The organism is Mycobacterium sp. NGS64 (genome assembly GCF_059812245.1).
Map to the genome: position 1 here is coordinate 1 of NZ_JCALCI010000004.1, position 26,028 is coordinate 26,028.

Here is a 26,028-nt window from a genome sequence, read left to right on the forward strand (position 1 = left end):
AACATGTCCAGCACGGACAGCGCCGTCGGGTCCAGCTGGGCCTGATTCGCCGCTTCAAAGCGGGGCCGCACACCGACCGGTGTGCGGCCCCGTTCTTTGTCTGCCGGGTCTCAGAACCGCCCGCCGCCACCCATCAGGCCGCCCCCGGACGAGCCGCCCCATGAGCCCGAGGCGCTCGGGCCGCCGCCGAACGAGGTGGGGCTCCAGCCGCCGAACCCACCGCGCATGGTTCTGCTGAGCAGGTCGCCGATGATGATCCCGCCGATCATGGCGCCGGTATCGCTGCTGCCGCGACGGGCATAGAAACGCTGGGCCTGCTGGACGTCCGCGTTCGCCAGCGCCTGGGCGTTGGCGGCCAGCGTCGATGCCGCGTTGGCGTGGGCAATCGCCTCGGACACGTTCGTGGCCCTCTTGTCCTGTGCGGCCTGCAGGTGCCGGTTGGCCTCGGCGAGCCGGGTCCGCGCCTCGGCTCCGATGCTGCCCCGGCGGGTGTCGATGTACTCGGAGACGGCGCGCACCCGCGCCTGAGCCGTGAAGACGGCCTGCTCGAATGAACGCTCGAGCCGCTCGGCGGCCGCCTCCTCCTGGGCGACGGCGTCCAGTACCCGATTCAGGGCGGCGTCTGCCTTCGTCAGCCTGGCGAACGTGCCGAGAGGATCCGCGGCGCCGGCGCCGCGGGCTCCCATGACGGCCGCGGCCGCCTCGTCGCGTGCGGCGGTGAGTTCGCCGGCGCGGCCCGCCCCGGCGCCCCGCGCCTTCCGCAGCTGCTCGTCGGCGCGCTTGACGCCCGCCTGGATCTCGTCGGTGAGGGAGGGCAAAGCGGCGACGGCGTGCCGGATGTCCTTGGCCGCGTTGTCGATCGCATCCAGCAGCGCGCGGGCCTGTCCGAGCGCCGCCTCGGCGGCATGGATTGCGTCGACCAGCGAGGCCTGCTGACCGCCCGCGACGCCGGCCAGCTCGCGGGCGGACCCGATGTTGCGGTCCGCGAACGCCAGCCTCTCGTTGGTGCCTGCGATATTGCCGGAGACCGAAGTCAAGGCCGCGGCGTCGAATTCCGTGCGCAGCTCGGCCAGCCGGTGCTCGGCGGGGGCGATGCGCGCGGTGAGCTCCACGTACTGCTGGGTCAGCGCGGCCAACCGCGACGGCGCGTTGACCACCAAAACCCGCAGCTCTTCGAACGCCTGCCGCTGTGATTCGAGTTCACGGTTCGCGCGCGCCGCCGAGACGATCACCCGGGTCAGCATCTCGCGGCGCTGCGCGGGCGTCTCGGGCATGCTGTCGTCGAGCTGCTGGCGGACCGTAAAGGCTTGCGCCAGCGTCGCTTTGGCGTTCTTTACCGCCTGGGTAAACGGCTGGGTCCGCTCGTCACCGAACTCGTCGATAGCCAACGTCAACTCGTTGGCGCTGGTGCGCACCGCGTTGTCGACCTCCACAACCAGCGAGCGCGACAGGTCGTCGAGGGCCGCCAATGGCACCGCGGCCAGCGCGTTGGGATCGGTGGGATCGACGCGCCGCGCCGCAGCCAATTCGGCGGCGCGGCGCCGCCGGCGCCGGTAGCCCATCACCACCAGCAGGACCACGACAGCGACGACAACGACACTCAACGCGACCAGCAGGGCTACGCGACCCGACGATGACGGCGACGTGTTGAGCCCGTTGGCCGCCGCGACCGCGGCACCGGCCCAGTCGCCGTTGTGCAGCGCGGGCTCGATCTTGGTGCGCCGCAGCTGATCAACCTGACCCGCGTTGACGCTCTTGATCGCCGACGGGACGAAGAACGCGTATGACCGGCCGGTAGTGGCGACGGCCAGCAGCGCGTCGTAGTCGCCCAAGTCGCTGACGGTTCGGGTGCGCCTCGCCCAGCTCTCCGCGCTTTCCCCGGAGAAGTCGTCGACGTAGACCACCCACAGCCGAATGTGGCGATCGGCGTAGAGCTTGTCGGTGGCCGACGTCACCGCGGCGCGGCCGGAATCCGACAGCGCGTTCGCGTTGTCGGTGACCTGGTCCGGCAGCCGAAACGGCGGTTGCGCGCCCGCCGTCGGCGCCAGTAGCAGCCCGGCGCCGAGACCTGTGAGGATCGTGAGGATCACGCCGAGCAGCCGAGCAGAGCGCATAGGTCAATCTAGCCCGCGTTCCCTGGCAGACTGTCCTGCGGTGAGTACGCATCAGCAGGACCCCTACGACGACTTCGACCGTCAGCGACGGGTGCGCGAAGCGGCGAAGACGGCGGGTCTGCCGGGCACGGAAGGCCAGCACCGCACCGACTTCGCCCGGGACCGCGCCCGGGTGCTGCACAGCGCCGCCCTGCGCCGCCTCGCCGACAAGACGCAGGTGGTCGGTCCCCGCGAAGGTGACACCCCCCGTACTCGGTTGACCCACTCGCTGGAGGTCGCGCAGATCGGGCGGGGGATGGCGGTGGGGCTGGGCTGCGACCTCGACCTGGTCGAGCTGGCCGGCCTGGCCCACGACATCGGCCATCCGCCGTACGGGCACAACGGCGAACGCGCGCTCGACGAGTTCGCCGCGGAGCACGGCGGCTTCGAGGGCAACGCCCAGAACTTCCGGATACTGACCAGCCTCGAGCCCAAAGTGCTTGATGCGCAGGGCAATAGCGCGGGCCTGAACCTGACCCGGGCGTCCCTGGACGCGGTCACCAAGTACCCGTGGACCCGCGGTGAGGGGCCTGCACGCAAGTTCGGCTTCTACGACGAGGACCGCGAGCCCGCGGCCTGGGTCCGCCAGGGGGCGCCGGCGGATCGGACGTGCCTGGAGGCCCAGGTGATGGACTGGGCCGACGACGTCGCGTATTCGGTGCACGACGTGGAGGACGGCGTCGTCTCCCAGCGCATCGACCTGCGCGTGCTGGCCGACGAGGACGAGGCGGCCGCGCTGGCCAAGCTGGGGGAGAGCGAATTCTCCCGGGTGAGCGCCGACGACTTCATGGCCGCCGCGCGACGGCTGTCGGGTCTGCCCGTGGTCGCCGCGGTCGGCAAGTACGACGCGACGCTGGTGGCGGCGGTGGCGCTCAAGCGTTTGACCAGTGAACTGGTGGGCCGATTCGCCTCGGCCGCGATTGCGACCACGCGCGCGGCGGCCGGCCCCGGCCCGCTGGTGCGCTACCGGGCCGACCTGCAGGTGCCCGACCTGGTGCGCGCCGAGGTCGCCCTGCTGAAAATCCTGGCGCTGCAGTTCATCATGTCTGACCCCCGGCACCTGGAAACCCAGGCCCGGCAGCGCGAACGCATCCATCGCGTGGCGCACTGGCTGTACTCCGGGGCGCCCGGAACGCTCGACCCCATGTTCGCCGCGGCGTTCAACACCGCCGCCGACGACCGCGCCCGGCTCCGGGTCGTCGTCGATCAGGTCGCCTCCTATACCGAGGGTCGGCTGGAGCGGATCGACGCCCGTCAGGCGACCGGATAGCGTTACCGGCATGACCAAACTCAGCGCCGTTGCCGTCGCCTTGCTGTCGCTTCCCGTCGTGGCCCTGAACGCCTGCAGTTCGCCCCAGCACGCGACCAGTCAGACGGGCACCACGCCCCCGGTCCAAAGCGGCGCCCCGGCGTCGTCGACGTCGGGACCGGCGCCCGCCGCCGGATCGCTGACGGCGCAACTAAAGACGGCCGACGGCAAGGACGTGGCCACCGCAACCTTCGACTTCAGCAACGGCTACGCCACCATCACCGTCAAGACGGTCGCCGGCGGCATCCTCGCGCCCGGCCTCCACGACATGCACATCCACGCGATCGGCAAGTGTGAGCCGAATTCGGTCGCCCCGAACGGCGGCCCGCCCGGGAACTTCCTGTCGGCCGGCGGCCATTTCCAGGCGCCCGGGCACTCCGGGATGCCCGAGAGCGGCGACCTGACGATGCTCGAGGTGCGCCAGGACGGGTCCGCGTACCTGGTGACCACCAGCGACGCGTTCACCAGGGACCAGCTGCTGGCCGGGGACAAGACCGCCCTGATGATCCACGGCGCCGGCGACCAGGCGATGGAGCGGATCGCGTGCGGCGTCATCGGGCCGGCGAGCTGATCGGCTCCGGCGTTTTAGACTGGGCCGATGGCCGGCCGGATCTCTGATCGCGATATCGCCGCCATCCGCGAACGGGCCCGCATCGAAGACGTCGTGGGCGACTACGTCCAGCTCAAGCGCGCCGGCGCCGACTCGCTCAAGGGCCTGTGCCCGTTCCACAACGAGAAGTCGCCGTCGTTCCACGTCCGCCCGAACCACGGCCACTTCCATTGCTTCGGCTGCGGCGAGGGCGGCGACGTGTACGCGTTCGTCCAGAAGATCGAACACGTCAGCTTCGTCGAGGCGGTCGAACTGCTCGCCGACCGGGTCGGCCACACCATCACTTACACCGGCGCCGCGGCCACCAACGTGCAGCGCGACCGCGGCAGCCGCAGCAGGCTGGTGGCGGCCAACGCGGCGGCCGCCGAGTTCTACGCGGCGGCCCTGGAGTCCGACGAGGCGGCGCCGGCCCGCCAGTACCTGACGGAGCGGAACTTCGATGCCGAGGCGGCGCGCCATTTCGGCTGCGGGTTCGCCCCGTCGGGCTGGGACTCGCTGACAAAACACCTGCAGCGCAAGGGTTTCGAGTTCAAGGAGCTGGAGGCGGCCGGGCTGTCCCGGGAGGGGCGCCGCGGCCCGATGGATCGCTTCCACCGCCGGCTGCTGTGGCCCATCCGCACCGCGGCCGGCGAGGTGATCGGCTTCGGGGCCCGCCGCCTGTTCGACGACGACCCGATGGAAGCCAAATACATCAACACGCCCGAGACGGCGCTGTACAAGAAGTCGTCGGTGATGTTCGGCATCGACCTGGCCAAGCGCGACATCGCCAAGGGGCACCAGGCCGTCGTCGTCGAGGGCTACACCGACGTGATGGCGATGCACCTGGCCGGCGTCACTACCGCCGTCGCCTCGTGCGGCACCGCGTTCGGCGACGAGCACCTGGCGATGCTGCGCCGATTGATGATGGACGACAGCTTCTTTCGCGGGGAATTGATCTACGTCTTCGACGGCGACGCGGCCGGGCGCGCCGCCGCGCTGAAGGCGTTCGGCGGCGAGCAGAACCTGGCCGGGCAGTCCTTCGTCGCCGTCGCGCCGGACGGCATGGACCCGTGCGACCTACGGCTCAAATCCGGCGACGTCGCGCTGCGCGACCTGGTGGCGCGGCGAACCCCGCTGTTCGAGTTCGCGATTCGCACCACGATCGCCGAGATGGACCTGGACAGCGCCGAGGGCCGGGTCGCCGCGCTGCGCCGCTGCGTGCCCATGGTCAGCCAGATCAAGGACCCCACGCTGCGCGACGAGTACGCCCGCCAGCTCGCCGGCTGGGTCGGCTGGGACGACGTCGCGCAAGTGATCGAGCGGGTGCGCGGCGAGGCCAAGCGGTCCAAGGCCCCGGCTCGCGGCGGCCCCGCATCCGAGGCTCCCCGCCGGGCCGAGCGCCAGCCGGCAGCCCCGGCGCCGGCCGAGCCCAAGGAATCGCGCGCCGCCCGTCCAGACCCGCGCGACCCGACCCTGTGGGCCCAGCGCGAGGCCCTCAAGTCGGCGTTGCAGTACCCGGCGCTGGCGGGTCCGGTGTTCGACACCCTGACCGTGGAGAGCTTCACGCACCCCGGCTACGCGGCCGTTCGGGCGGCCATCGAGGCCGCGGGCGGAACCTCGACCGGCGTCACCGGGGCGGAGTGGCTCGAGGCGGTGCGGGCGCAGACCACCTCGAGCCTGACGGCCGGCCTGATCAGCGAGCTGGGGGTGGAGGCCATCCAGGTCGACGACGAGAAGCTGCCGCGCTACATCGGGGGTGTGTTAGCCCGCCTGCAGGAGGTCTGGATGGGCCGGCAGATCGCCGAGGTGAAGTCCAAACTGCAGCGCATGTCACCCATCGAGCAGGGCGACGAGTATCACGCCCTGTTCGGCGACCTGGTCGCCATGGAGGCCTATCGGCGCAGCCTGCTGGAGCAGGCTAGCGGCGACGATCTGACGGTGTGAGGGCCGGATCCGCCGGTCGCTCGAGGTCGCGCTGGACCACGGCGGTCTGGTCGTCGATCTCGGTCAGGGTGACGAAACCGGCGTCGGGCGAGATCCGGTTCGCGATCTTGCGGCGTCCCCCCTCGATCATCGACTTGGCCACGGGACTGCTGGTCAGCGCGCGATAGGTGCCGACGAGCTGCTCGTATCGGCGACGTCCGGCCTTCGAGCCCAGCACATAACCCAGTCCAAGCACCACGACATACCGGATCAAAGCGTTCCTCCCGACGATCGATGGCTCCATCCTGCCTCACTTTCGGCGGTTGGCGCGCGGGGCGGGTAGCCACCAGGCCCGCGTGCCGGTCAGAAGCGGGCCAGTCCCTCTAGTTGGGAGTGGTCGGACCAGTACGCTAGAGTCGTCCGGCGATCGGTTTAATCCCCTGTAGCTCAATTGGCAGAGCATTCGGCTGTTAACCGAAGGGTTGGTGGTTCGAGTCCACCCGGGGGAGCGGGGTTAGCCTCAGTCGCGCACGCTCTGGCCGCCACGTCGGCCATGGGACCCAATGCTTTCCGGTGCCTCTCAGGAGGGCTGATGGAATTCCTGGTCACCATGACCACGCACGTCCCGGACGGAACGCCCCCGGAGACCGTCGACGACGTACGTGCCAGGGAGGCCGCGCATTCCCGCGAACTGGCCGAACAGGGGCGCCTGCTGCGGCTGTGGCGCCCGCCGCTGCAACCGGGCGAATGGCGCACTCTCGGCCTGTTCGCCGCGACCGACGCGGAGGAACTCGAGGGGGTGCTCGCGTCGATGCCCCTGCGCATCTGGCGCACCGACGAGGTGACGCCGCTGAGCCCGCATCCGAACGACCCCGCCGGTCACAGCAAGTAGTTCAGGCCCCATTCCCGTTCCGCGGCCAACCGGGCCGCGTCGACGCCTGTCTCGCTTTCGGCGGTTCCGCTGGCCAGGGCCACCAGGGCCGAGGCCAGCTTGAACAGCGGTACCTCGTGCCGTTCGCTCGCGCTGAGCAATTCCCGAAACGCGGCATAGGTGCTGCACCTACGCCATCCGACGAGTATCCCCACCGCCGTATCGAGCGCCCGGCTGGCCTGGTGACGGCCTTCATCGATATGCCGTTGGCCCGCAAGGGTTTCGGTCATCTGTCGACTACCTCCTGAAAAGTTCTGCCACGCAACGGAATAGCGGCAATTGCCTGAAAGAAAGTGGGCCACGTCTCGCGCGAGATAGGGCGCGAACGTCAGCGAATCAACGGCAACAGCAGCGCGTCGAGGCCCATGACATAAGACCACTATAGGCCATGGTCAACGGGCCCTGGTGTGACATATGTGATTGGCTCACAAGGGATTTAAACCTTGCGCACCGAGCGACGCGGGATCGCTCTCAGATCTGGAAGTCCTCGCCGTGCCACACGCCGGCCTCGGGCGGGCGGATCACCCAGCCGTTCTGCGGGCCGTCGTTCAACGCCTCCAGCTTGGCCACTCGGGTGAGCAGGGACTGCAGGCTGACGCCCACCAGGTCGGGCATCATCGAGTCGTCGGGGGTGCCCCGGCCGGCGCGGCTGATCACCTGCCCGGGAACCCCGACGACCACGGAACCCGACGGCACCGGCTTGACCACCACCGCGTTGGCGCCGATCCGGCTGTCATCACCGACTTTGATCGCGCCCAGCACCTTGGCCCCGGCGCCGATGATCACGCGGTCGCCGACGGTCGGGTGGCGTTTTCCGGTCTCCGCGCCGCTGCCACCGAGGGTCACGCCGTGGTACAGCGTCACGTCCTCGCCCACCTCGGCCGTCTCCCCGATCACCACGCCGGTCGCGTGGTCGATGAACAGGCCCGGGCCCAGGACGGCACCGGGGTGAACGTCGACCCCGGTGAAGATGCGGGTGACCTCCCCGAACGTCCGGGCGGCCAGCCGCGCGCCGCGGTTCCACAGCCAGTGGCTGACCCGGTGGGCCCAGATCGCGTGCACGCCCGGGTAGGCGAAGACGACCTGCAGCGTGGTGGGCTTGGCGGGGTCGCGCTCCCTGGCCGCCCGGATGTCCCGCCGCATGGCTGCGAGCATGGTCAGTCCGCCAAGTCGGCGAACAGCGCCGTGCTCAGATACCGTTCGCCGAAGCTGGGCAGCACGACCACCACGAGCTTGCCGGCGTTCTCGGGTCGGCGGGCCACCTGCAACGCGGCCACCACCGCCGCGCCGGATGAGATGCCGGACAGCAGCCCCTCCTCGCGGGCGAGCCGCCGGGCCATGGTCAGCGAGTCCTCGTTGCCGACGGCGATGACCTCGTCGACCAGATCCATGTCGAGGACGGGCGGGACGAATCCGGCGCCGATGCCCTGGATCGGGTGCGGCCCTTTCTGCCCGCCGGACAGCACCGGGGACGCCGCCGGCTCCACCGCGATGAACTGGGCCGACGGCTTGCGTTCCTTGATGACCTGGGCGACACCGGTGATGGTGCCGCCGGTGCCGACGCCGGCCACGAAGAAGTCGATCTTGCCGTCGGTGTCGCGCCATACCTCCTCGGCGGTCGTCGCGCGGTGGATCGCCGGGTTGGCCGGGTTCTCGAACTGTTGCGGCACGAAATACCGCTGGTCGGTCTTGGCCAGCTCCTCGGCCTTGGCGATGGCGCCGGGCATGCCGTCGGCGCCGGGGGTCAGGATCAGCTCCGCGCCGTAGGCCCGCAGCAGCATGCGCCGCTCGACGCTCATGGTGTCGGGCATGGTCAGCACGCACCGGTAGCCGCGTGCCGCGCACACCATCGCCAGCGCGATGCCGGTGTTCCCGCTCGTCGGCTCGAGGATGATGGTGTCGGGCTTGATCAGGCCGGCCTTTTCGGCCGCGTCCAGCATGGCGACCCCGATGCGGTCCTTCACGCTGTTTGCCGGGTTGAAGGATTCCAGCTTGGCGACGACGTCGGCGACGGCGCCCTCGGTGACCCGGCGCAGCCGCACCAGCGGCGTGTTACCGATCAGCTGTGTGACGTCCTCGGCGATGCTCATGAAACTTCCTTACGCGATGTCGGTACAGGGCTCGTCGGCTTGCCAGGTGATGTCGAATTCGATTGCAACGTCTATTGGCACGATAAGCGCAACCGGCGTGAATCGCTGCGACGCCCCCGCGAATGCCTCGCCGGTGAGTACCCGCCCGGTGAGGTCGTGCGGTGTCGTTGCGGTCATTGTCACCGCCGATGTGCCCGGCGCGGGACGCACATAGAAGTCCGTCCCCGGCTGGACGATCTCGTCGATGCCCGAACCGTCGGCGTCGACGAGCGCGTGTCCGCCGGGCGCGCTGAGGCTCAAAGGGATTCGCACCTGGAAGGGTCCTATGAGTTCGGATTCGGCGGTTGCATGGGTATCGACCAGTCGCGGCTCTTCGGAGTTGCGCAAGGCGGCGCTTGCCCCCGTGAGTAGGTAATTGTAGAGGTGCACGACCCGATCGGCATTGCGGTAGTGGCGGGCGCCGGTCAGCCAGAACCGGACATCGCCGATCGTCGCGCCGGCGGTGTCCGTCGTTGCGACGAGCCGGTAGTGGCGGTAACCGCGCCCACCGCCGCCGTGGCTGCTGGCCGACAGCGTGCTGCCCACGCCGAGGGTGCGCCGGTGTCGCCCCTTGCCGGCATGGGCGGTCAGCTGTGAACCCGAAACATCCTGCCAGTCAACGCCATTGGAGGACTTTTGCAGTTTCACACCGATGGTCGTGTCGGACGCCGTCCATACCGAGTACCCGCCCAGCTGTGGTTCGCCGTCGAATTCGAAGGTGATTACCGGCCCGGGAGCGCGGTCCACGGCGACGGGCTCGTTGAGCGGCCGGGTGTCCAAGGCCAGGCCGTTGGTGAAGTGCCATATCGCGGCCTGGGTGGCCGCGATGGCCTCGTGTTCGCTGAGGTTGGCCCGCCCCAGCGGGTAACCGGCGGCCCGCAACCGATGGCTCAGCTCGGCGATGTGGCTCGTCGGAAAGGAGTGCCGCAGGATCCATTCGACCGCGGCCTCGCAGCCGCGGGCCCGTAGGTGCGGCAGGGCGGACCAGGTGCCCAGGCGGTAGCTCGACGGCAGGTGCGGCGCGATGCCGGTGAAGTCGAGCGAGTAGGCCAGCAGGTTAGGGTGCAGCCGGATCAGGTCGGTGCGCGCCCAGCTGCCGTCGGCGAACACGATCCGGTCCACGGTGTGGGAGTAGGTGCCGCCGCGGTAGCGCGTCATGCGGGCGACGTCGGCCGCCGGCCGGATGTGCACGCGCCGGCGGGTCGCGACCCGCGTCAGGGCGCGATTGGGCATGGATAAGACGGTCATGGGTGGTTGATCTTCCTGAAAGGGTTCGACTGGCGCGCATCGATGCCGCGGGGCGGACCGCGGGTCCTGCCCGTTGCGGGGACAGCGCGAGGATTTCTACGGCGTCGTTAGGGCGTCAGGAAATCAACAACAGCGACAACAACAGTCCATGGCGAGGCAGCGCGAAGGAACGAAGCGCAGCTGAACGGCCTGTTGCATGGCCCCCACTATAGGGCCCGCAAACACCGCTGTCAGATTTCGGGCTCGCTTCCTTGATTTCACTCACCCCCGGTGTAAACCTTCTGTATCACCTCCGTGCCCGCCTACGCTCGGCGCGCGCCACCGCTGACGGTGGGCGATCATGAAGCTGCCGCACTCGCAGCAGCGTTCGACCGAGCGGAAGGAGCGCGATGACGACGGCTCAGGGGGCTCAGAACGAATCCCAGGCACTAGGCGATCTCGCCGCCCGGCAGCTTGCCAACGCGACGAAGACCGTCCCGCAGCTCTCGACCATCACGCCGCGTTGGTTGTTGCATCTGCTCAGCTGGGTGCCCGTGGAAGCCGGCCTCTACCGGGTGAATCGGGTCGTCAACCCCGAGAGCGTGGCGATCAAGGCCGAAGAGGGCGCCGGCACCGAGGAACCGCTGCCCGAGACCTACGTCGACTATGAGACCAGCCCGCGCGAATACACGCTGCGCTCGATCTCGACCCTGGTCGACATCCACACCCGGGTCTCCGACCTGTACTCCAGCCCGCACGACCAGATCGCCCAGCAGCTGCGGCTGACCATCGAAACGATCAAGGAGCGCCAGGAGTTCGAGCTGGTCAACAGCCCCGAGTACGGGCTGCTGGCCCAGGCGACGCCGGAGCAGACGATCCAGACGCTCGGCGGGGCGCCGACGCCCGACGACCTCGACGCGCTCATCACGAAGGTGTGGAAGACGCCCAGCTTCTTCCTCACCCACCCACTCGGTGTCGCGGCGTTCGGCCGCGAGGCCACCTACCGCGGTGTGCCGCCGCCCGTGGTGAGCCTGTTCGGGGCGCAGTTCATCACCTGGCGCGGCATTCCGCTGATCCCGTCGGACAAGGTGCCGGTGGAAGACGGCAAGACCAAGTTCATCCTGGTGCGCACCGGCGAGGAGCGCCAGGGCGTCGTCGGCCTGTTCCAGCCCGGCCTGGTCGGCGAGCAGGCGCCGGGCTTGTCGGTGCGGTTCACCGGGATCAACCAGTCAGCGATCGCGACGTACCTGGTCACCCTGTACAACTCGCTGGCCGTTCTCACCGACGACGCGCTCGCCGTCCTCGACGACGTGGCCGTGGACCAGTTCCATGAGTACAAGTGAGTACCGAGCGGTAGACGCCGAAAGCGAGTTGCCGATCGGAGCCGCCGAACTCGCGGCGCTGGCCACCCAGTTGTACGCGGCCAGCATCCGGCCCGGGCCGGACAGCCCGCCGCAGACGGCACCCGTGGCCCCGCGCGGCACGGTGCCGGACGCCACCGCCGCCACCTCGGCCGGACAGGCCGCCGCCGGCACGTCGGACCCCTACCTGCCGCCGGTCCCCGTCGTCGGCTTCACCGACATATACGTCCCTGCGCCGACATCGCCCGGCCCCGAGAGCCCGCCACAATCGGTGCCCGTCGCCCCCCGCGGCAACGTGCCCGATGCGACGGCCGCGCCGTCGGCCGGGGCGACGGCCGCGAGCGTCGCCGACCCCTACGTGCCACCCGGCCTCGCCGACCTCGCCGCCTTCGCGGTGCCCAGCGAGGGCATCGTGCCCACGGTGCCCGGGGTGCTCGCCGGGACGGTGCCGTCCGCTCCGGTGGCCCCCCGCGGTTCAGCGCCCGCGACGCCCTCGTGGCTGCCCGACGCGCCGCCGGTGCTGGACCTCGGCTGGTCCGACGCGCCACCGGTTGCGCCCGTCGGCGACGAGCACCTCTATCACTTCCTTACCAAGACGGATCCCGTGCCCCGCTTGCCCGACGAGCACGAGGTGTTCGACGTCAACGCGGTGCGCGCGGACTTTCCCATCCTGACCGAGACCGTCAACGGCAAGCCGCTGATCTGGTTCGACAACGCGGCAACCACCCAGAAGCCGCAGGCGGTGATCGATCGCCTGTCGCACTTCTACGCCCACGAGAACTCCAACATTCACCGCGCGGCGCACGAGTTGGCGGCCCGCGCGACCGACGCCTACGAGGAAGCGCGCAACACCGTCCGGCGATTCATCGGCGCCGCGAACGACGAAGAGATCATCTTCGTGCGAGGCACCACCGAAGCCATCAATCTGGTGGCGTACGCCTGGGGCGGCAAGCATTTGCTGCCCGGCGACGAGATTGTCATTACTCATTTAGAGCATCACGCCAATATCGTCCCGTGGCAACTGCTTTCGCAACAGACCGGCGCGATTCTGAAAGTGGCGCCGGTCGATGACGCCGGCAATTTGCTGATGTCGGAATTCGAGGATTTGCTTGGGCCAAAAACCAAACTGGTGGCCGCGACCCAGGTGTCCAACGCGCTGGGCACGGTGACACCGGTCGAGCAGATCGTCGAGCTGGGCCACCGCTACGGCGCGCGGGTGCTGATCGACGGGGCCCAGTCCATCCAGCACCTGCCGGTCAACGTCGCCGAGCTGGGCGTCGATTTCTTCGTCTTCTCCGGCCATAAGATCTACGGCCCCACCGGAATCGGCGTGCTCTACGGGACCGAGGAGGCCTTGGCCGAAACACCGCCGTGGCAGGGCGGCGGCAACATGATCGCCGACGTGACGCTGGAACGCTCGCTGTATCAGGGACCGCCCAGCAAGTTCGAGGCCGGCACGGGCAACATCGCCGACGCCGTCGGCCTCGGCGAGGCGCTGCGCTACGTGCAGCGGTTGGGCGTGGAGCGCATCGCGGCCCACGAGCGGGCCCTGCTGGACTACGCGACCCCGCGGCTGGCCGACATCCCGGGCGTCCGCCTGGTCGGCACCGCGACCGAAAAGGCCAGCGTGCTGTCGTTCGTGCTGGCCGGACACGACCCGCTCGAGGTGGGCAAGGCGCTCAACGCCGAAGGCATCGCGGTGCGCGCCGGCCATCACTGCGCGCAGCCGATCCTGCGCCGCCTCGGCTTGGAGGCCACCGTCCGCCCGTCGTTCGCGTTCTACAACACCTTCGAGGAAATAGACGTCTTCCTCAGCGCGGTGCGCCGGATCGCCGAGGGCGGCGCGGGCGCCGGCTGAGGTTCGCCAGATTTCTTCTTGTTGATTTCAACCCTGCGACATCTTCCGGGTCGGTTTTAGGCTTCCGAAGTGTTTTGTGTGCGCAGCCAGGCGAAGTGGCCGGATTGCGCGCTGCACACCGCTAATCCTTTGCGGTGACGGTAATCACGAAGTTTTTCGCTTCTTTCACTAAAACGGGGGCTGCATGAGCCGTATGGATATCTGGACGACGCGGGGGCATGAACGAACCCCATGAACGGCACCGCCATCGCACGGCCCATGAACGCGCTGGGTCAGTTCTTTCTGCTCAGCCTCGAGGCACTGGTTGCCGCGGCACGAGGGCCGTGGGCGTGGCGTGAACTTTTCGAGCAGATCTGGTTCGTGGCGCGGGTCTCGATTTTCCCGACGATCATGCTGTCGATTCCGTACACGGTCCTCATCGTGTTCGTCCTCAACATCCTGCTCGTCGAGATCGGCGCGGGGGACCTCTCGGGCGCGGGTGCCGCGCTGGCGTCGGTGACCCAGGTCGGGCCCGTCGTCACCGCGATGGCCGTCGCCGGCGCCGGATCGACCGCGATGTGCGCCGACCTGGGCGCGCGCACCATCCGCGAGGAGATCGACGCGATGAAGGTGATCGGCGTCAATCCGGTTCAGGCGCTTGTGGTTCCGCGCATCATCGCCGCCACCTTCGTCGCGTTGCTGCTCTACTCGGTGGTCGCGGTCACCGGGTTGACGGGCAGCTACATCTTCGTGGTCTTCGTCCAGCACGTCACCCCGGGTGCGTTCATCGCCGGGATGACGCTCGTCACCGGCCTACCGCAGGTGGTGATCTCGCTCATCAAGGCGACCCTGTTCGGGCTGTCGGCGGGCCTGATCGCCTGCTACAAGGGCCTTTCGGTGGGCGGCGGCCCGACCGGCGTCGGCAACGCGGTCAACGAGACCGTCGTCTTCTCGTTCATGGCGTTGTTCTTCATCAACATCGTGATCACCGCCCTCGGTGTGAAGGTGACCGCCAAGTGACCGACGCCGCACGCGAGCCCGGATGGCTGGCCGCCCTCGGGCCCAGGCTGGTCGCCACCACCCGCAGGCTGGGCGAACAGACCGAGTTCTACGGCAGGTCGTTGGCCGCCACGGCCGAGGCGGTGCGGCGCTACCCGGGCGAAGTGCTGCGGCTGATCGCCGAGATGGGCATGGGCACCGGCGCGCTGGCGGTGATCGGCGGGACCGTGGGCATCATCGGCTTCCTCACGCTGACCACCGGCGCCCTCGTTGCGGTGCAGGGCTACGACACGTTGTCCAACATCGGTGTCGAGGCGCTGACCGGATTTCTCTCGGCGTTCTTCAACGTGCGCATGATCGCGCCGTGCACGGCCGGTGTGGCCCTGGCGGCCACCATCGGCGCGGGAACGACCGCCCAGCTGGGCGCGATGCGCATCAACGAGGAGATCGACGCGCTGGAAGTGATGGGCATCCGCGCGATCACCTATCTGTCGTCGACACGGATCATCGCCGGTGTCCTCGTGGTCATTCCGCTGTACGCGGTCGCCGTGCTGATGTCGTTCATCGCCGCCAAGTTCGGCACCATCTACATCTACGGGCAGTCGCGCGGCGTGTACGAGCACTACTTCTCCACGTTCCTGCGGCCCACCGACCTGTTCTGGTCGTTCCTCGCCGCGCTGACGATGGCCACGGGGGTGATGGTCGTGCACACCTACTACGGTTTCACCGCGACGGGCGGTCCCGCCGGCGTGGGGGAGGCGGTCGGTCGTTCGGTGCGGTCGTCGATGATCGTCACCGCCTTTGTCTGCCTGATGATTTCGTTGTCCGTCTACGGGCAATCCGGCAACTTCAACCTGTCGGGATGACGGCATGAGCAATCATCGTGGCGACGGATCGCGCGCGCGAAACAGGGTCCGCAGCAGCAGGATCGACCCGATCTGGTGGGCGCCGACGCTGTTCATCGTCGTCGGGATAATGGTTGCGCTGACCGCGGCGTCGTTCTCCGGCAAGTTCCAGGCGTTCATCCCGCTCACGCTGGTGTCCGACCGCGCGGGCCTGGTGATGGAACCGGGCGCCAAGGTCAAGCTGCGCGGGGTGCAGGTCGGCCAGGTCGCCTCGATCGGCACCGACGTGAAAGCCGCCCAGCTGCAACTGAAGATGCAACCGGGTCCGTTCAAATACCTGCCGAGCAACCTCGAGGCGGAGATCAAATCGACCACCGCGTTCGGGTCCAAGTACGTCGACCTGATCGTGCCCGACCACGCCAGCCCCACACCGCTCAAGCCCGGCGCGGTGCTGCGCTCCCGGAACGTCACCGTGGAAGTCAACACGGTGTTCGAGAACCTGCAGGCCGTGGTCAAGGCCCTGGATCCCGCAAAGCTGAACGCGATCCTGTCGGCGTTCGCGGAGTCGGTGCGCGGCAAGGGTGAACGGATCGGGGAGGCCATCACCGACGCGAACGACCTGTTGCTGACGGTCAATCCGCGGATGGACACCATCCACACCGACTGGCGGCTGTTCGGCAAGACGACGGCCGCCTATTCCACTGCGGCGCAGGACATTTTGTCGATCCTCGACTCGGCGACGACCACCAGCACCACCCTGACCGAAAACCAGCGGTCACTCGATTCGCTGCTGTTGTCGGCGGCGGGTTTCAGCCAGACCGGCATCAACGTCATCGGCAGAAGCGAGGCCAACATCGTCCGGTCCTTCAACCTGGTCGATCCGACCACGGCGCTGCTGAACAAGTACTCGCCGACCTTCACGTGCCTGTTCCAGGGTGCGCAATGGTATGTGGACCACGGCGGCCGGGACGCGTTGGGCGGCAACGGCTATTCGGTGATCCTCGACTCCGCGCTGCTGTTCGGTGACGACCCGTACCGCTACCCAAGACACCTTCCCAAGGTCAACGCCACGGGCGGTCCCGGCGGTAAGCCCAGTTGCGGGTCGCTGCCCGACCCGAGCGCGAACTTCCCGGTGCGCGCGCTCGTCACCGACACCGGTTGGGGCACCGCGCCCGACGAGATCCGCACCAATGTGGCCGCCGGAAATCCGTGGTGGGCCAACTGGTTCCCGACCACCAAGAACCCGCCCGAAGCACCCCACTACTGGTATCGCGGGGGGCGGCCGCCGCCATGAGACGACGGAAGATGTCCGCCATCCTCGCGCGCGTCGCGCTGTTCACGGCAGTCTGCCTGGTGTTCACGTTTACCTTGATCGCCGTGTTCGGCCAGCTGCGCTTCGAGGACCGCACCGGCTACCAGGCGGTCTTCACGAACATATCCGGCCTGAAGTCCGGTAACTTCGTGCGCATCGCCGGGGTCGAGGTCGGCAAGGTCGGCGACCTCACCCTGCACCGCGACGGCACCGTCACCGTCGGCTTCGCCGTGGACAAGGGCGTGCGCCTCACCGACGGCACGAAGGCCGTCGTGCGCTACGAAAACCTGATCGGAGACCGCTATCTCGCGCTCGAAGACGGGCCCGGGTCCCCCCGGCGCCTGCCGGCGGGCGCAACGATTCCGCTGGCGCGAACGTCGCCCGCCCTCGACATCGACGCGCTGATCGGGGGCTTCCGGCCGTTGTTCCGGGCGCTGGATCCCGACCAGGTCAACGCCCTGTCCGGCGAGCTGCTGCGCATCTTCCAGGGGCAGGGCGGCACCCTGGCCTCGGTGCTGGCGCAGACCTCGATGCTGACGTCGACCCTGGCCGGGCGCAGCGAACTGATCGGCGAGCTGATCACCAACCTGAACACCGTTTTGCACACCTTCGCCACCCGCGACCGCGAGTTCTCCGACGGCCTGGACAAGCTCTCGCAGTTCGTCAACGGCCTGGCGCAGCGCAGGGACGACATCTCCACCGGGCTGGCCTACATCAACGCGGCGGCGGGTTCGGTCGCCGACTTGCTCGTCCAGGCGCGCCAGCCGATCAAGGACGTGGTGCACGAGACCGACCGGATGTCGGGGCAGGTGATGTCCGACCGCGACTATGTCGACAACCTGCTCAAGCAGCTTCCCGACATCTACCAGGTCCTGTCCCGGCAGGGCCTCAACGGCGACTACTTCGGCTTCTACTTCTGCGAAGTGTTGCTCAAGCTCAACGGCAAGGGCGGCAACCCCATCTTCGTCAAGCTGTTCGGCCAGCCCAGCGGGCGGTGCACGCCGCAATGAAGCTACCCAAGATAAAGCCGCTCGCGGGACGGAGCCCCGTCACGATCGGCGTGATCGGCACCGCAGTCCTGGTGTGCGTGACCGTCGCGGCCTTCCAGTACGACAAGTTGCCGTTCATCAAGAACACCAACGACTATGCGGCCTACTTTTCCGAGGCCGGCGGCATCAAAACCGGTAGCACGGTCCGGGTTTCGGGGATGGGAGTCGGCAGGGTCTCCGACATCCGCCTGGAGGGCACCAAGGTCCGGGTGGGCTTCACCGTCCGCAAGGCCATCGAGCTGGGCGACCGAACGGAAGCCGCGATCAAGACCGAGACGGTGCTGGGCAGCAAGATGCTCGAGCTCACCTCGCGCGGCGACGGACGGCTGAACGGCCCCATCCCGCTGGAACGCACCCACTCGCCCTACGACCTTCCCGACGCGCTGGGTGACCTGACGACGACGATCAGCGGACTCGACACCGCCCAATTGTCCTCGGCACTAACGACATTGGCCAACACCTTCAAGGAGACCCCGGCCGACCTCAAACCCGCGCTGCAGGGCGTCGCCCGGTTCTCCGAGACCCTCAACCATCGCGATGCCCAGCTGCGCAGCCTATTGGGCAACGCCAACAAGGTCTCCGGCGTGCTCGGCAAGCGCAGCCAGCAGATCGCCACGCTGGTGGCCGATTCCAACGCGCTGCTCGCCGCGCTGCTGGACGAACGGGATTCCCTCGACGTGCTGATGAACAGCATCACGGCGGTGTCGCACCAGATTTCGGGGCTGGTCGACGACAACCGGACCCAGCTCAAGCCCGCCCTCGACAAGCTCAACGGCGTGCTCGAGGTGCTGGACAACCGCAAGGAGGATCTGCAGAAGACCCTGCCGAAGTTCAAACGCTACGCGATGTCGTTCGGCGAATGCCTCGGCTCGGGGCCGTTTTTCAAGGCGTACGTGGCCAACCTGATCCCCGGGCAGATCAGCGGCCCGACGATCGACGCGCGGATGTATGACCGGTTCCTGGATCCCAACCAGGGCCTGCCGTCGGAATCGGTGGACCCGCCGACCGGCACCCCGCCCGTGCCTCCCGAGAACGCGCCGCATCCCATCTGGTCGCAACCGCCCTCCCCGGGCCCCGCGCCGGGCCCGCCGCCCGAGCTCGCTCCCGCGGATGCGGGGGGACAGCGATGAGTCGCCGTACGCTGCAGACGGTGACCGGCATCAGCCTGGTCGCCACCCTCGTCGTGGCGTCGTTCCTCGTCGGCACCAAGTTGCTGAGGCAGGTCGAAAGGAATACGTACACCGCCTATTTCGCGGAGGCGAACGGCCTGTTCGTCGGCGACGAGATCCGTATCCTCGGCGTCGCGGTGGGCGTGGTGGACAGGATCGAGCCACAGCCCGCCAGCTCCAAGGTGACCTTCTCCGTGGACAAGCAGTACGCGGTCCCGGCCGATGCCCGCGCGGCGATCCTGTCGCCCTCGCTGGTGACCTCGCGCGCGATCCAGCTCGTCCCGGCGTACTCCGGCGGCCCAAAGCTGAGCCCCGGCGCGTCGATTCCCCTGAGCCGCACCGCGGTTCCCGTCGAATGGGACGACTTCCGCAGGCAGCTGGAGAAGCTGACCGACGCGTTGCAGCCCACCGCTCCGGGCGGTGTGAACTCGCTCGGCGAGTTCATCAACTCCGGCGCCGACAACGTTCGCGGCGAGGGCGACACGGCCCGCGACACCGTATTGAAGCTGTCCGAGGCGATTTCGGCGCTAGGCGATCACGCCGACGACATCTTCAGCACAGTGCGCAACCTGCAGCTGCTGGTGTCGGCGCTGCACTCCAGCAGCGATCTGCTGGCCTCGTTCAACCAGAACCTGGCCAGCGTGACGACGGTGTTGTCGAACACGCCCAACGAGGTGGCGAACGCGGTGAAGGGCCTGGATGGGGCGCTGACGGATCTGCGCGACTTCCTGTCCGAGAATCGGGAAGCCATTGGCGTCACGTCCGACCGGCTGGCGTCCATCACCACGGCGCTGAACGACAGCCGCGCCGACGTCAAACAGATTCTGCACATCGCCCCGACGGTGTTCCAGAATTTCCTGAACATCTACCAGCCGGCGCAGAGCGCCATGACCGGCATCATGGCGCTGAACAATTTCGCCGACATCCCGCAATGGATTTGCAGCTCGATCGAGGCGGCCTCCCGGCTGCGCCTGGACCGCGTGTCGAAGCTGTGCCTGCAATACATCAACCCGATCATCAAAAACCGCATCTACAACTACCTTCCGTTCGGCCTGAACCCGTTCGTCGGGACGCAGGCCCGGCCGAACGAGATCACCTACAGCGAGGACCGGTTGCGGCCGGGCTACACGCCCCCCGAAGCGCCGCCGGATGCCGCGCCGCCCCAGCCGCCCGCACCCGCCGAGCAGCCGCCCGCCGACGCGCCACCGCCCGGCGAGGCGCCACCGCCGCCGAACGGCACGGTCGACTCGACGCAAGTGCTGCGTGACCTGATGCTTCCGACGGGGGCATCATGAGACGCGCGATGGTGGCGGCGCTGTGCCTCGCCTGCCTAGCCGCGGTGTCGGGCTGCGGATGGAAGGGACTGAATTCGTTCACCCTGCCCGGCACCGCGGGTGGGGGACCCGGCTCCTACACCATCCAGGCGCAAATGCCCGACGTCGCAACCATTCAGGAGAACACCCGGGTTCGCGTCGACGACGTCAACATCGGCAACGTGACCAAGATCGAGCTCCAGGATTGGCACGCGCTGGTCACCATGCGGATCAACGGCGACGTTCGGCTGCCGGCCAATTCGACCGCGAAGCTCGGGCAGACCAGCCTGCTGGGCTCGATGCACATCGAACTCGCGCCGCCCAAAGACGAGCCGCCCGTGGGTGAACTGAAAAACGGCTCGGTCATCCCGCTGCCGCGCGCGAGCACATATCCGACCACCGAGCAGACCCTGGCCTCGGTGTCGATCCTGCTCAACGGCGGCGGGCTGGGTCAGCTGCAGGAAATCACCCAGGCGCTCGCCAAGGCCTTCGCGGGCCGCGAGAACGACATGCGCAGCCTGCTCGGCCAGCTCGACCAGTTCATCGCCGGCACCAACGCCCAGACCGACGACATCATCGCCGCCTCCGAGAACCTCAACTCGCTGGCGGGCCAGGTCGCCGACAAAGACGCAGTCGTCGACAAGGCGTTGACCACCGTTCCGAAAGCGCTTGCGGTACTTGCCGAGGAGCGCACCAAGATCGCCGATGCCATCGACCAACTCGGCAAGTTCAGCGCGCTCGCGGCGGACACGATCCACCAGAGCAGGGAATCCCTGGTGAACAACCTGCGCAACATCGCGCCGGTGCTGCGGTCGTTGGCCGATGCGGGGCCGTCGCTCACCAGGGGCCTGGACGGCCTGGTGGCCTACCCGTGGCCGGCGTCCACCGTGCGGAACTGGTTCCGCGGTGACTACGCCAACCTCACCCTGGTGGTCGACCTGACCCTAAGCCGCATCGACCAAGGGCTCTTCACCGGCTCCCGGTGGGAGGGCAATCTCACCCAGCTCGAACTGCAGTGGGGACGCACGATCGGCATGCAGCCCAGCCCGGTCACCGGGGGCAACCCGCTGACCTATCCGTATCACTTCGGGGGATACTGATGCTGCGCCTGAACCGCCGCACGTGGATCCAGCTGTCGATGTTGACGCTGGTGACCGTGCTTTCTTGTGGCGCAATGGCTTTCAACTTCATGAAGCTGCCCGCCACGCTGTTCGGAATCGGCGAATACAACGTCTCGGTCGACCTGCCGCAGTCGGGTGGGCTCTACCAGACCTCCGTTGTCACCTACCGCGGCACCGACGTGGGCCAGGTCAAGTCGGTCGAGGTCACCGCCACCGGGGTGCGTGCGGTGCTCGCCCTGAGATCCGGGGTCAAGGTGCCCTCCGACGTCGAGGCGTCGGTGCACAGCCGCTCGGCGATCGGCGAGCAATACATCGAGCTGACCCCGCGGCCGGGCACGGAAGGAGAACACTCCCGGTCGCTGGCCTCGGGCGACGTCATTCCCGCCGGCCGCGTCGACGTACCCGTCGACATCGGGCACCTGCTCGACCTGACCAACCGTGCGCTGCAGGCGATTCCGCGGGACAACCTGCACACGGTGATCGACGAGACCAACCGCGCGGTGAGCGGCCTGGGCCCGGAGTTGTCGCGGATCGTCGACGGGTCCACCGCGCTGGCCATCGCCGGGGGCCGCACGGCCGACCCGCTGGCCGCCCTGATCGACCAGTCCCCGGCGGTGCTGAACTCCCAGGTGCAGACGGCGGACGACATCGCCACGTGGGCCAATCGCACGGCGGCCATCGCGGCACAGTTCAAGGCGCAAGACGCGGCGCTGCGGGAGCTGTTGACGCAGGGCACTTCCGGGCTGGAGGAAGGCCGCGCCCTGTTCGACCGGGTCGCACCGGCGGTGCCGGTGTTGTTCGCCAACCTGGTCAGCCTCGGCGACATCGCCGTCGTGTACCGCCACGACATCGAACAACTGCTCGTGCTGTTCCCCCAAGGCATCGCGGCCATGGCGGCCATCGTCGTGCCCAGCTCCAATACCAAGCAGGAGTACCGGGGCGCCCAGTTGGACTTCAACCTGAACATCAACCTGCCGCCGCCGTGCACGACGGGCTATCTCCCGCCGACCCAGCGCCGCTCACCGGCCAGCGTCGACGCGCCGGACCGTCCCGCCGCGGACCTGTTCTGCCGGGTGCCGCAAGACTCCGAGTTCAATGTCCGTGGCGTGCGCAACATTCCGTGCGAGGCCAAGCCATGGAAGCGGGCGCCCACCGTCGAGCTGTGTGAAAGCGACGAGGAGTATGTGCCGCTCAACGACGGCTACAACTGGAAGGGAGACCCCAACGCCACCTACAGCGGGCAGGGTGTCCCGATGTATCCGCCGGGACAAGACCCGCGTCTGCCCCCGCCGCGGGGCACCGCGCCCCCGGCGCCGGCACCTCCGCCGCTCGCCGTCGCGACCTACGACCCCGCCACCGGCGACTACGTGGGGCCCGACGGACACCGTTACACCGAAGCCGATTTGGCGCACCCTCGCGCCAAGAACTGGCAATCGCTTTTAGTCCCGACGCCGTAAGCATTCGAAGGAGCAACATGGCCGAAGACACCCAAGAACCCGAGAAGCGGCTTGCGCGCTGGCGGCGCCGGGCCACCCCCCGGTTCTCGCGCGCCGCAACGGCAGTGGTGGTCGCCGCCGCGGTGGTGGCGGCGCTGGCCGGATTGGCCGGCTGGCTGGGCTACCGGGCCTACGAGAAGCACGAGGCCGACACCAAGCGCGACTTGTTCGTTCAGGTCGCCCGCCAGGGCGCGGTGAACCTGACCACCATCAACTACGCCCAGGTCGACGCCGACGTGCAACGGATCCTCGACCTGTCCACCGGGGCGTTCCGCGACGACTTCGAGCAGCGGTCCAAGCCGTTCGTCGAGGTCGTCAAGGCGGCACAGTCCAAGTCGGAAGGCACCGTCACCGATGCCGGCCTGGAATCCCAGCGGGGCGACTCCGCGCAGGTCCTGGTCGCGGTCGCGGTCAAGTCCCGCACCGCCGGCGGCGAGGAGGCGCCGCGGGAATGGCGGATGCGAATCGAGGTCCGCTCCGTCGGTGACGACGCAAAGGTGTCGAACGTGGTGTTCGTGCCATGACCACATTGCGCGACGACATCGAGGCCACCGCCGGCGACGAGGACCTGGAGCCTGCGGCGGAAAACGAGACTGTAGAGCAAGATTCGGAGGCAACCGGGACCGAGAAGCGGCGCATCGACTGGTCGCGCGTCTTCGCCCGGGGCGTGTTGCCCGCGGTCGCGCTGCTGCTGGCGTTGGGGGCGGGCTATTTCAAGTGGGTGGCCGGGTCGGCCGACGACCTGGCGCGGGCACGTGCCGAATCGGTGCGGGTCGCCGGCGAAGACGCAGTCGCCCTGTTGTCCTACAAGGCGGATTCGGTGGAGAAGGATCTCGCCGCGGCGCGCGAACGGCTGACCGGCGAGTTCAAGGACGCCTACACCGAGCTGACCCGCCAGGTCGTCATTCCGGGCGCGAAGGAGAAGCACATCTCATCGGTGGCGAAAGTCAATGCGGTGGCCTCGGTTTCGGCGTCGGCCAACCACGCCGTTGTGCTGGCGTTCGTCGACCAGACCGTCACCATCGGCAGCGGCGCCCCCACGGATACCCAACCCGTCGTGCGGGTGACGCTGGACAAGGTAGACGGCCGGTGGCTGGTCTCGCGGTTCGACCCGGTGTGATGCGAGCGGTCACGGTGGTGTCCGCCGCGGTGATCGCGGCGGCGGCAGCGGCATTGCCGGCGCCCGCCGCGCACGCCGACAACAAGCGGCTCAACAGCGCCGTCGTCTCGGCCGTCTACACCCTGCAGCACCAGGCGGGCTGCACGAACGACGTCATCCGGAACAACGCGCTGACGCTGGCCGCCGAATGGCACGCGGACGACATGATCAGGAACCGGAACATCAACGACGACACCGGATCCGACGGATCGACGCCGCAGGACCGCGCCAACGCGGCCGGCTTCCACGGCAAGGCCGCCGAAACGGTGGCGATCAACGCCGCGATGGCGATCAGCAGCCTCGAACTGGTCAACCAGTGGTACTACAACCCCGACGACATGGCGATCATCCGCGACTGCGCCAACACCAACATCGGGGTGTGGTCGGACAACAGCCTGGACCGCACCGTCGTCGTCGCCGTCTATGGACAACCCGACGCACCCAGGCGATAGCGGCTAGTCGTAGACCGGCGTCCACATCGTGTCGGCGACGGCTTGCCCGACGTCCTCGTGGGTCTTGGTGGCGACCCCATCTTCCACCGCGGCGTGATAGACGGCCTCGGCGACCGCCGTCGAGATCTCGCGCAGGTTCTGCACATCCGGCAACAAAGAATCGCCGGCGTTCGTCGGGCGGGCCTGGTGCACAACGGCTTTCGCCGCCGCCTGCAGCATGCCCGGGGTGACGGTCCTGGCCCGGGAGACGATGATGCCCAACCCGATGCCCGGGAACACCAGCACGTTGTTGGCCTGGCCGATGGTGTAGGTGACGCCGTCGAATTCGACCGGGGCGACCGGGGTGCCCGTGGTGATCAACGCCTTGCCGTTGGACCACTCGAGCAGGTCGGCCGGCATGGCCTCCATCCGTGAGGTCGGGTTTGACAGCGGGAAGATCATCGGGCGTTCGCAGGAAGCCGTCATAGCGTCCACGACCTTCTCGGTGAACGCCCCGAATACCGTTGAGGAGCCCAGCAGAATGGTCGGCGACGCGAGCTTGATCGCGTCGACCAGGCCCACCCGATCCCCGGCACCCACCCCGAGTTGCTGCCGGTTCTTGGCGTACGGCACCTGGAAATCGCGCAGGTCGTCCATGTCGTCGAAGAGCAGGCCCTGCTTGTCGATCGGCCAGATCTGCGACCTGGCCTGCTCGACCGTCGCGCCGTCGGCGACCATCGCGTCCCGGATCTGATCGGCCACGCCGATCCCGGCGGTGCCGGCCCCGAAAACGATCGTCTTCTGATCACGCATCGGGATGCCGGTGACGTGGCATCCGCCGTAGACGGCCGCGACCACCACCGCGCCGGTGCCCTGGATGTCGTCGTTGAAGACGCAGTAGTCGTCGCCGTACGTTTTCAGGATGTTCCGGGCGTTGAGCGGCCCGAAGTCCTCGAAATGCAGGATCGCGTGCGGAAACAGCCGGTGAGCGGTCTCGATATAGCGTTTGATGAAGGCGTCGTACTCCGCGCCGCGGCGCCGGGCGTGGCGGTTGCCCAGATAGAACGGATCCTGCAGCAACTGTTCGTTGTCCGTTCCCACGTCGAGCGATACCGCGATGCAACGGCGCGGGTCGATTCCGCCGCCCGCGGTGTAGAGCGCCAGCTTGCCGACGGCGATCTGGATGCCGCCGACGCCCCAGTCGCCGATACCCAGGATCGCTTCGGCGTCGGTGCACACGATCAGGTCGACGTCGTCGGGCTCCAAGCCGAAAGTCTCGAAGGCCTCGGCGATCTCGTCCGGCTCGTCGATGCTCAGAAAAAGCCCTCGCTGGCCGCGGTATTCATCGGAGAAGCGTTGAATGGCCTCACCGACGGTGGGCGTGTACACCACGGGCATCAGCTCGGGCAGGTGGTCTTCCAGCACCTTGAAGTACAGCAGTTCGTGCCGGTAGTGCAGTTGCTCGAGAAGCAGGTTGCGGCCCAGATCCGTACCGAGGCTTTGCAGTTGGTGCCACACGCGGTCGGCTTGCTCGTCAAGCGTGAGCACCGCCGACGGCAGCCGGCCGGTCAGCCCCAGCCGCCGGCGTTGCTCGTGGGTGAATCCCACGCCGCGATTCAGGCTTGGGGCGGCCAGGGCCGGCGGGATCCGCGGTGTGTGGGGATCGCTCATCACA

At 68.3% G+C, this 26,028-nt stretch carries 23 protein-coding genes, 1 tRNA gene and 1 pseudogene; 18 read left to right on the forward strand and 7 right to left on the reverse strand.

Annotated elements, in window-relative coordinates; translation table 11 throughout:
• Positions 1 to 110 precede the first annotated feature (110 nt).
• Positions 111 to 2,114 (reverse strand): TPM domain-containing protein, encoded by a 2,004-nt coding sequence (locus tag AC5Y4S_RS18045; protein WP_500034062.1) that lies wholly within the window; start codon positions 2,112 to 2,114, stop codon positions 111 to 113.
• Between the two features lie 40 nt (positions 2,115 to 2,154).
• On the opposite strand from AC5Y4S_RS18045, the gene AC5Y4S_RS18050 reads away from it, so the two are divergent.
• From AC5Y4S_RS18050 to dnaG, 3 genes are read left to right on the forward strand one after another with little or no spacing between them, the layout of a single operon-like run.
• Positions 2,155 to 3,423, forward strand: coding sequence for a deoxyguanosinetriphosphate triphosphohydrolase (locus AC5Y4S_RS18050; protein ID WP_500034063.1), 1,269 nt, complete (start codon positions 2,155 to 2,157; stop codon positions 3,421 to 3,423).
• A 10-nt stretch (positions 3,424 to 3,433) separates the two neighbouring features.
• Positions 3,434 to 4,033 carry a superoxide dismutase[Cu-Zn] gene (gene sodC, locus AC5Y4S_RS18055; protein ID WP_500034064.1) on the forward strand — a complete coding sequence of 200 codons (600 nt, stop codon included), beginning with the start codon at positions 3,434 to 3,436 and terminating at the stop codon, positions 4,031 to 4,033.
• 27 nt (positions 4,034 to 4,060) lie between these two features.
• The gene (gene dnaG / locus AC5Y4S_RS18060; protein ID WP_500034065.1) at positions 4,061 to 5,995 is read left to right on the forward strand and encodes a DNA primase; all 1,935 of its coding nucleotides are present in this window, start codon (positions 4,061 to 4,063) and stop codon (positions 5,993 to 5,995) included.
• Here the strand turns inward: dnaG and AC5Y4S_RS18065 are convergent.
• Positions 5,970 to 6,248, reverse strand: coding sequence for a hypothetical protein (locus AC5Y4S_RS18065; RefSeq protein WP_068105090.1), 279 nt, complete (start codon positions 6,246 to 6,248; stop codon positions 5,970 to 5,972). The two genes, dnaG and AC5Y4S_RS18065, sit on opposite strands and share 26 nt — an antisense overlap.
• A gap of 162 nt (positions 6,249 to 6,410) precedes the next feature.
• Here AC5Y4S_RS18065 and AC5Y4S_RS18070 point away from each other — a divergent pair.
• A tRNA-Asn gene (locus tag AC5Y4S_RS18070) sits at positions 6,411 to 6,483 on the forward strand.
• An 83-nt stretch (positions 6,484 to 6,566) separates the two neighbouring features.
• Positions 6,567 to 6,854 (forward strand): annotated as a pseudogene (locus tag AC5Y4S_RS18075) (muconolactone Delta-isomerase family protein); the annotation flags it as partial.
• On the opposite strand, the gene AC5Y4S_RS18080 reads toward AC5Y4S_RS18075, so the two are convergent.
• The 4 genes from AC5Y4S_RS18080 to AC5Y4S_RS18095 all read right to left on the reverse strand — a co-directional run bounded on the left by AC5Y4S_RS18080 (position 6,854) and on the right by AC5Y4S_RS18095 (position 10,282).
• Positions 6,854 to 7,135, reverse strand: a complete 282-nt coding sequence (locus AC5Y4S_RS18080) for an ANTAR domain-containing protein (protein ID WP_500034066.1) — start codon at positions 7,133 to 7,135, stop codon at positions 6,854 to 6,856. The pseudogene AC5Y4S_RS18075 and the gene AC5Y4S_RS18080 sit on opposite strands and share 1 nt — an antisense overlap.
• Before the next feature lie 241 nt (positions 7,136 to 7,376).
• The gene (gene cysE, locus AC5Y4S_RS18085; protein WP_500034067.1) at positions 7,377 to 8,060 is read right to left on the reverse strand and encodes a serine O-acetyltransferase; all 684 of its coding nucleotides are present in this window, start codon (positions 8,058 to 8,060) and stop codon (positions 7,377 to 7,379) included.
• 2 nt (positions 8,061 to 8,062) lie between these two features.
• Entirely contained in the window at positions 8,063 to 8,995 is a 933-nt protein-coding gene (gene cysK, locus AC5Y4S_RS18090; RefSeq protein WP_500034068.1) for a cysteine synthase A, read from the reverse strand.
• Positions 8,996 to 9,004: 9 nt separating this feature from the next.
• Positions 9,005 to 10,282 (reverse strand): thioester domain-containing protein, encoded by a 1,278-nt coding sequence (locus tag AC5Y4S_RS18095; protein ID WP_500034069.1) that lies wholly within the window; start codon positions 10,280 to 10,282, stop codon positions 9,005 to 9,007.
• 389 nt (positions 10,283 to 10,671) lie between these two features.
• On the opposite strand from AC5Y4S_RS18095, the gene AC5Y4S_RS18100 reads away from it, so the two are divergent.
• From AC5Y4S_RS18100 to AC5Y4S_RS18160, 13 genes are all read left to right on the forward strand, one after another.
• Complete coding sequence (locus AC5Y4S_RS18100) at positions 10,672 to 11,604, forward strand: family 2A encapsulin nanocompartment shell protein (RefSeq protein ID WP_068134382.1); 933 nt, start codon at positions 10,672 to 10,674, stop codon at positions 11,602 to 11,604.
• Positions 11,591 to 13,480 (forward strand): family 2A encapsulin nanocompartment cargo protein cysteine desulfurase, encoded by a 1,890-nt coding sequence (locus AC5Y4S_RS18105; protein ID WP_500034070.1) that lies wholly within the window; start codon positions 11,591 to 11,593, stop codon positions 13,478 to 13,480. Before AC5Y4S_RS18100 ends, AC5Y4S_RS18105 begins: the two co-directional genes overlap by 14 nt.
• A 231-nt stretch (positions 13,481 to 13,711) precedes the next feature.
• The gene (locus tag AC5Y4S_RS18110; RefSeq protein ID WP_500034071.1) at positions 13,712 to 14,479 is read left to right on the forward strand and encodes an MlaE family ABC transporter permease; all 768 of its coding nucleotides are present in this window, start codon (positions 13,712 to 13,714) and stop codon (positions 14,477 to 14,479) included.
• A complete protein-coding gene (locus AC5Y4S_RS18115) occupies positions 14,476 to 15,324 on the forward strand; it encodes an ABC transporter permease (RefSeq protein ID WP_068134395.1) in 849 nt (282 codons plus the stop codon). The genes AC5Y4S_RS18110 and AC5Y4S_RS18115 overlap by 4 nt, the downstream gene beginning before the upstream one ends.
• 4 nt (positions 15,325 to 15,328) lie before the next feature.
• Entirely contained in the window at positions 15,329 to 16,597 is a 1,269-nt protein-coding gene (locus tag AC5Y4S_RS18120) for an MCE family protein (protein ID WP_500034072.1), read from the forward strand.
• On the forward strand, positions 16,594 to 17,625 hold the full coding sequence (locus AC5Y4S_RS18125) for an MCE family protein (RefSeq protein ID WP_500034073.1): 1,032 nt from the start codon (positions 16,594 to 16,596) through the stop codon (positions 17,623 to 17,625). Before AC5Y4S_RS18120 ends, AC5Y4S_RS18125 begins: the two co-directional genes overlap by 4 nt.
• Positions 17,622 to 18,794: an MCE family protein gene (locus AC5Y4S_RS18130; RefSeq protein WP_500034074.1), complete on the forward strand. Its 1,173-nt coding sequence runs from the start codon at positions 17,622 to 17,624 to the stop codon at positions 18,792 to 18,794. The genes AC5Y4S_RS18125 and AC5Y4S_RS18130 overlap by 4 nt, the downstream gene beginning before the upstream one ends.
• Positions 18,791 to 20,128 (forward strand): MCE family protein, encoded by a 1,338-nt coding sequence (locus AC5Y4S_RS18135; protein WP_500034075.1) that lies wholly within the window; start codon positions 18,791 to 18,793, stop codon positions 20,126 to 20,128. Before AC5Y4S_RS18130 ends, AC5Y4S_RS18135 begins: the two co-directional genes overlap by 4 nt.
• Positions 20,125 to 21,246, forward strand: a complete 1,122-nt coding sequence (locus AC5Y4S_RS18140) for an MCE family protein (RefSeq protein WP_500034076.1) — start codon at positions 20,125 to 20,127, stop codon at positions 21,244 to 21,246. Before AC5Y4S_RS18135 ends, AC5Y4S_RS18140 begins: the two co-directional genes overlap by 4 nt.
• Positions 21,246 to 22,724, forward strand: coding sequence for an MCE family protein (locus tag AC5Y4S_RS18145; RefSeq protein WP_500034077.1), 1,479 nt, complete (start codon positions 21,246 to 21,248; stop codon positions 22,722 to 22,724). Before AC5Y4S_RS18140 ends, AC5Y4S_RS18145 begins: the two co-directional genes overlap by 1 nt.
• A 17-nt stretch (positions 22,725 to 22,741) precedes the next feature.
• On the forward strand, positions 22,742 to 23,287 hold the full coding sequence (locus AC5Y4S_RS18150) for an Rv1363c family protein (protein ID WP_500034078.1): 546 nt from the start codon (positions 22,742 to 22,744) through the stop codon (positions 23,285 to 23,287).
• Positions 23,284 to 23,883 carry a hypothetical protein gene (locus AC5Y4S_RS18155; RefSeq protein WP_500034079.1) on the forward strand — a complete coding sequence of 200 codons (600 nt, stop codon included), beginning with the start codon at positions 23,284 to 23,286 and terminating at the stop codon, positions 23,881 to 23,883. The genes AC5Y4S_RS18150 and AC5Y4S_RS18155 overlap by 4 nt, the downstream gene beginning before the upstream one ends.
• A complete protein-coding gene (locus tag AC5Y4S_RS18160; protein WP_500034603.1) occupies positions 23,883 to 24,374 on the forward strand; it encodes a CAP domain-containing protein in 492 nt (163 codons plus the stop codon). The genes AC5Y4S_RS18155 and AC5Y4S_RS18160 overlap by 1 nt, the downstream gene beginning before the upstream one ends.
• Before the next feature lie 3 nt (positions 24,375 to 24,377).
• On the opposite strand, the gene AC5Y4S_RS18165 is transcribed toward AC5Y4S_RS18160, so the two are convergent.
• Complete coding sequence (locus tag AC5Y4S_RS18165) at positions 24,378 to 26,024, reverse strand: NAD-dependent malic enzyme (protein WP_500034080.1); 1,647 nt, start codon at positions 26,022 to 26,024, stop codon at positions 24,378 to 24,380.
• Positions 26,025 to 26,028: the final 4 nt, after the last annotated feature.